At 43.8% G+C, this 6105-nt stretch carries 7 protein-coding genes; 6 read left to right on the top strand and 1 reads right to left on the bottom strand.

What is annotated here, in order from left to right; genetic code table 11:
- Positions 1–237: 237 nt before the first annotated feature.
- Positions 238–606, bottom strand: coding sequence for a hypothetical protein (locus ACH2DQ_RS04445; RefSeq protein WP_394913430.1), 369 nt, complete (start codon positions 604–606; stop codon positions 238–240).
- A 255-nt stretch (positions 607–861) separates the two neighbouring features.
- On the opposite strand from ACH2DQ_RS04445, the gene ACH2DQ_RS04450 reads away from it, so the two are divergent.
- The 6 genes from ACH2DQ_RS04450 to ACH2DQ_RS04475 form a co-directional block, all read left to right on the top strand.
- Positions 862–1845, top strand: coding sequence for a 1-aminocyclopropane-1-carboxylate deaminase/D-cysteine desulfhydrase (locus tag ACH2DQ_RS04450; RefSeq protein WP_394913431.1), 984 nt, complete (start codon positions 862–864; stop codon positions 1843–1845).
- 135 nt (positions 1846–1980) lie between these two features.
- Positions 1981–2457, top strand: a complete 477-nt coding sequence (locus tag ACH2DQ_RS04455; protein ID WP_394913432.1) for a GNAT family N-acetyltransferase — start codon at positions 1981–1983, stop codon at positions 2455–2457.
- Between the two features lie 198 nt (positions 2458–2655).
- Positions 2656–3420 carry a Fe-S cluster assembly ATPase SufC gene (gene sufC, locus ACH2DQ_RS04460; protein WP_394913433.1) on the top strand — a complete coding sequence of 255 codons (765 nt, stop codon included), beginning with the start codon at positions 2656–2658 and terminating at the stop codon, positions 3418–3420.
- Positions 3417–4823: a Fe-S cluster assembly protein SufB gene (sufB, locus tag ACH2DQ_RS04465; RefSeq protein ID WP_394913434.1), complete on the top strand. Its 1407-nt coding sequence runs from the start codon at positions 3417–3419 to the stop codon at positions 4821–4823. The genes sufC and sufB overlap by 4 nt, the downstream gene beginning before the upstream one ends.
- Before the next feature lie 15 nt (positions 4824–4838).
- The gene (locus tag ACH2DQ_RS04470) at positions 4839–5936 is read left to right on the top strand and encodes a SufB/SufD family protein (RefSeq protein ID WP_394913435.1); all 1098 of its coding nucleotides are present in this window, start codon (positions 4839–4841) and stop codon (positions 5934–5936) included.
- Positions 5926–6105 (top strand): aminotransferase class V-fold PLP-dependent enzyme (locus tag ACH2DQ_RS04475; RefSeq protein WP_395025728.1); only part of this gene is annotated, 180 nt, incomplete at its 3' end. The genes ACH2DQ_RS04470 and ACH2DQ_RS04475, both read left to right, overlap by 11 nt.

A 6105-nucleotide genomic window follows, 5' to 3' on the forward strand; every position in this document is an offset into this window, starting at 1 on the left:
GTTTGTAAAGGCTTTTTTAGTGTATCAATGCTGCCTGCAGATATTTTACTGGAATACAGTTTGGAAATTACGATGAAATATACAAAAAAGACTCCGGATTATGTTGAATCCGGAGTCAAAATATCGGGTCGCCCAGTTGTGGGAACTGGGCTATGAGTTATGAAATATATTAGCGTAAGGCTAATATAGAATAACTTTAGCATAATTTATAAGCTTAATGTGCAACGATTTGAAACATTAAATGTGGGTAAATTCGGAATGGATATCCTGTGAAAGTATTTTGTAAGGTTCACGCCGCTGATATTCAAATACATCATGGTAAAGATAGATATAAGTGCGGTAACGGTAGTGCTCATTGTTCATAACCCGATGCCACGCAGTAATACTGGATGCAGTTTTACTTACCTGATTAGGAAACTGCGAATTACGGATAATTACATGGATAATGCAATTGCCCTGTTCATCGGTTTGGTGATCGGTGATATTCATAATGTAATACTCTGGAGCTGCAAAACAATATGTAACAGGGATGGCAGCTGTTTTCAATAATAAGGCAGCCACAATAAATAGCAGAACAGGTCTAATCAACGATAGTTTCATTATCATAACTTTTTCCTCCCGTATAAATGTAACATGAAATTATAGGAAAAGGAATAATTAAATAACCAATTATCAAAAAATATTACTTCTTGTGTTTGCTGGGCGATATTTTCTGCTTTAATGTTATATATATATGGAAAAATGTTAATCTAATATACAATAAAGAAAACTTTATCACAGACAGATTTTGATTGGCAACAGCATTCTATTCCCTGTGAGACGGGCATATGATAAATAAATCGTATTTGGAGGTCAGCCAGAATGAGAAAACCGGACAGACTGGAGCTTGCCAATTTACCCACGCCAATATGGTCTCTTGATGGGATGGACTATTGCAGAGAAAACGCCAGACTTTTTATAAAAAGGGATGATTTTACCGGATTTGAGATGAGCGGAAATAAGGTACGGAAGCTGGAGTATGCGTTAAAACATGGAATGGATCAGGGGGCAGAGGTATTTATTACCTGTGGAGGGATCCAGTCTAACCATGTCAGAGCAGTAGCATCGGCTGCAGCATTATTTTCCAGAAAGGCACATTTGGTTTTAAAAGGCAGTGATATGCAGCCGGATGGAAATTATTTTCTGGATCTGCTTTTTGGTGCCAGTGTACAGTTTATTTCAGAAGAAGATTATAAATGCCGCAGACAACAATATATGGAGGATATCAGGGCATCCTATGCACGCAGAGGTATCCAGGCGTATATCATTCCCGAAGGAGCTTCAAATGGAATTGGATTCTTTGGGTATTTTCAGGCATACGAAGAAATCATGATGCAGGAACGTTTGCTGCGGGAGCCCTTTGACACAATCTGCGTAGCGGATGGATCCGGTGGAACATATGCCGGACTTTATGCCGCAAATGAACTGTATGGATGCCGGAAAAGGATTGTAGGATTCAATATCTATGATAAAAATGCAGATGCCGAAATGCAGATAGCCGGGATCGTTGAAGAGGGGCTTCGTATTGGAGGATGCCGTAACCGGATCAGTTATGACCGCATTCAGATATTGTACGACTATGTGGGAGAGGGTTATGGAATCACCTCTTCTCAGGTGATGGATTTTATCCATAAAACGGCACTTCAGACGGGAATTCTGCTGGATCCTGTCTATACCGGAAAGGCCATGTACGGGTTGGTATCCGAACTGTACAAACGAAATCCACTATTGACGGGAAATGTGCTGTTCATACATACCGGCGGCCAGTTTGGGATATTTCCCCAAAGAAACAGATTTTGTTTATAAATGATCCTGGAAAAGGAGTATATTCCTGAGGTATATTCTTTATAAGTTCTGCTATCCAAAGGATCTGTGAGGTGTTATAATACCGGTAAGAAAAAACAGATAAAAATTATTACAGCACCAGTCGGGAGGAACCGTATGATCATTCGAAAGCTCAAACCACAGGAAACGAAAATTCTGGAAGACATGTTATATGATGCAGTCTTTCAGCCGGAGCAGGAGCCAAAGCTGCCCAGAGAAGTTATCTATCAGCCGGATTTGTACCACTATATTGAGGATTTTGGGAAAAAGGATGACCGGTGCCTGGTGGCAGAGGCGGATGGGGAAATTGTTGGAGCTGTATGGACCAGAATTTTGGCAGAACCCAATCCGGGGTATGGAAATGTAGACCCAGACACTCCGGAGTTCGCCATTTCCATAAATGAAAATTTCAGGGGCAGAGGAATTGGAACCAAACTGATGGAAGCGATGATCCAGCTATTGAGAGAAGACGGTTATGCACAGGCATCTCTGAGCGTAGCAAAAGATAACTATGCTTTGGGCATGTATAGAAAAACGGGATTCCAAATCATGGAAGAAAAAGAGGAAGATTATTTAATGTTATTAAAACTCTAAGTGGATGTGGCGGAAAAGTAGAGAGAACAGACTGCGTGGATAAGAGATCCTTGCATTCCTGTTCTCTTTTTGCTGTACAGTTAAAAAAATTAGAAGTTGCCTATTGCTAATTTTAAAGAAGGGGATTATAATGTAAGTAAATTAATTCCCAGTAAAATACTCGGAATTAAAATATACACTTTTACAGGAGGTTTTAGAATGTCAAAAGATTTATTACAAATAAATGATTTATCCGTAAGTATAGATAATGGTCTTATTTTACAGCATGTGGACCTGAATATGAAAAAGGGAGAGACACATGTCTTAATGGGTCCCAATGGAGCCGGAAAGTCTACCCTTGGAAATATTCTCATGGGCAATCCTCAGTATCGGGTGGAGCAGGGATCTGTTTTATTTGAAGGCAGGGATATCACAGAAGAATCCACAGATAAGCGTGCCAGGATGGGCATGTTTCTTTCCTTCCAGAATCCCCTGGAGGTTCCGGGTATCTCTCTTCAGAGTTTTATCCGCAATGCCATACATCAGCAGACCGGGGAGAAGTTAAAGCTTTTATCTTTTCAGCGTTCCATGAATAAAGCAATGGAACTGCTTCAGATGGATCCTTCGTATGCCGAACGGGATTTGAATGTGGGGTTTTCCGGCGGTGAGAAGAAAAAGTCAGAAATCCTGCAAATGCTGATGTTAAAACCCAAGCTGGCTATTTTGGATGAAACGGATTCCGGGCTTGACGTGGATGCTGTCCGGACTGTTTCCAAAGGGATTGAGGAATACCAGAAGCAGAAGGATGGAGCGCTTTTGATTATTACCCACAGTACGAAGATACTGGAATATCTCCACGTGGACTATACCCACGTTATGATCAAGGGGAAACTCGTGAAAATCGGCGGACCGGAACTGGTAGAGGAAATCAATAGGCATGGATTCGATCAGTTTTACCGGCAGATGGGAGATGAGATTGCATGAAAGAAAAGACCTATGTAGATGATATCGACAGAAGCATTTATGATGTAAAAGATGATGAGAAGGGCTTTTACCGGGTACAGGAAGGTCTGACACCGGAAATTGTGGAGCAGATATCCAGAGAGAAAAAAGACCCGGCATGGATGGAATTGTTCCGTCTGCGTTCTCTTCAGATTTATAACCAGATGGAAGTGCCCCAGTGGGGACCGGCGCTGGATGGCTTACATATGGATCAGATCGTTACTTATGTAAGACCCAATACTGCTATGAGCGGGAAGTGGTCGGATGTTCCCAAGGAAATTAAGGATACCTTTGAAAGACTGGGGATTCCAAAAGCAGAGCGGAAATCCCTCGCCGGAGTGGGAGCCCAGTATGATTCCGAACTTGTTTACCACAATGTGAGACAGGAAGTGCTGGAGCAGGGCGTTATCTATACGGATATGGAAAGCGCACTGAAAGGGGAATACGCAGATATGGTGAGAAGGCACTTTATGAAGCTGGTAACACCAAGAGACCACAAGTTCGCAGCGCTGCACGGGGCAGTGTGGTCAGGGGGATCTTTTGTCTATGTACCGCCTGGTGTGTCTGTTACCATTCCGCTGCAGTCTTATTTCAGGCTGAATGCACCAGGTGCCGGACAGTTTGAACATACACTGATTATTGTAGATGAGGGCGCAGACCTGCATTTTATTGAAGGCTGTTCCGCACCTAAATATAACATTGCAAATTTGCATGCAGGCTGTGTGGAATTATTTGTAAAGAAGAATGCGAAGCTTCGCTATTCTACAATTGAAAACTGGTCAAAGAATATGTTTAATCTAAATACGAAGCGGGCGATGGTAGAAGAAGGAGGCACAATCGAATGGATCTCCGGTTCCTTTGGCTCCCACGTGTCTTACCTGTATCCCATGAGCATTCTCAATGGGGAAGGGGCTCGGGCGGAATTCACCGGCATTACTTTTGCAGGAAATGGACAGAACCTGGATACGGGAGCGAAAATGGTGCATAAGGCACCTCATACCTCTTCCTTTATCAATACGAAGTCTATTTCGAAATCCGGTGGAAACAGCACTTACCGCAGTTCCGTAACGGTGACCAAAGAAGCGAAGCACAGCAAAGCCTCGGTATCCTGCCAGTCTCTGATGCTGGACAGTGAATCCAGATCGGATACCATACCGGCGATGGACATCCGGACCTCAGATGCGGATATCGGACACGAAGCAAGAATTGGACGAATCAGTGATGATGCCGTATTTTATCTGATGTCCAGAGGCATCAGCGAAGAAGAGGCGAAAGCAATGATTGTCAGTGGATTTGCCAATCCGGTATCCAAAGAACTTCCGTTGGAATATGCGGTGGAGATGAATAATCTGATACGGCTTGAGATGAGCGGGTGTATCGGATAGAGAGGAGGAATGAAAATGCAGATTGTATGTAATAAAAAAGTAAACAGACTTCCGGTTCCTACCTGGAGCTGGTTAAAAATAAATGACAGTCAGATGAATTTCAATATGGATGTGAAGCAGGAGGAAATAGAGTGCAGCAGGACTGTTCCAAGTGGCATCCGCCTGATGGAAAAAGAGGAACTGGAACGTATCCTGCCTGCCGTGGAAGAGATTAAAACGGGAATGGGTGAGGAAGTGGGAGTATTTCTTCACGAGATGCAGACAGAAACCATAGGATATCTGGCAGAAAAGGGCTGCATGGCTGAAGATCCGCTGTTGCTGCATTATACCAGCAGGGATCAGGGAGCATCCTTTGAAGACCAGATCATCTATGCCCGGGAAGGCAGCGAAATTACCGTAATAATGGATTACAGCTCCGCTAAAGACAGCGTGTCGCTGTTTGGTATCCGTACAAGGATTTATGCAGAGAAAAACGCACTGGTGCGGGTCATCAAGCTGCAGCTTCTGGGAGAAAAGGCAGATCATTTTGATGATATTGGAGCTGTTTGTGAGGATGGGGCAAAAGTTGAGGTCGTGCAGCTGGAGATCGGTGGAAACAGAGGATGGGCAGGCTGTCATACGAGACTTAAAGGGTATCAAAGCAGCTTTGAGAGCGGAACGGGATATCTCTGCCGGGAGCAGCAAAAACTGGATATTAATTACGCCGCTGTACATGAAGGAAAAAAAACCGACAGCCGTATGGAAGTAAAAGGTGCCCTGCTGGATCAGGCAGAAAAGGTGTTCAGAGGCACGATCGATTTTTGCAGAGGAGCAAAAGGCAGTGTGGGAGAGGAACAGGAAGAAACGCTGCTCTTTGGACGGGATGTAATCAATAAGACAATTCCGCTGATTCTCTGCGGCGAAGAAGAGGTGGAGGGAAATCACGGAGCAACCATTGGAAGAATAGACGAAGCCCTGTTATTCTATATGCAGTCCAGGGGAATTGGGGAGGATGAGGCGAAGGAAATGATTATCCGTGCCGGAATTGAAGCAGTCTGCCGCCGGATACCGCATGAGCCATCCGTGAAACTGGTGCAGTCCTATGTAGAGGAGGTGTTTCAAAATGAAACATAATTACAGAGAAGACTTCCCTATTTTGCAGAAGAGGGAATTGATTTATCTGGACAGTGCAGCCACATCTCAGAAACCACGTCAGGTAATTGAAGCCATGACCCACTTTTATGAATCAGAAAATGCAAATCCCATGCGTGGACTGTATGAGCTCAGCGTTCAGGCAACGGAG

The sequence above is a fragment of the Robinsoniella sp. genome (genome assembly GCF_034124845.1).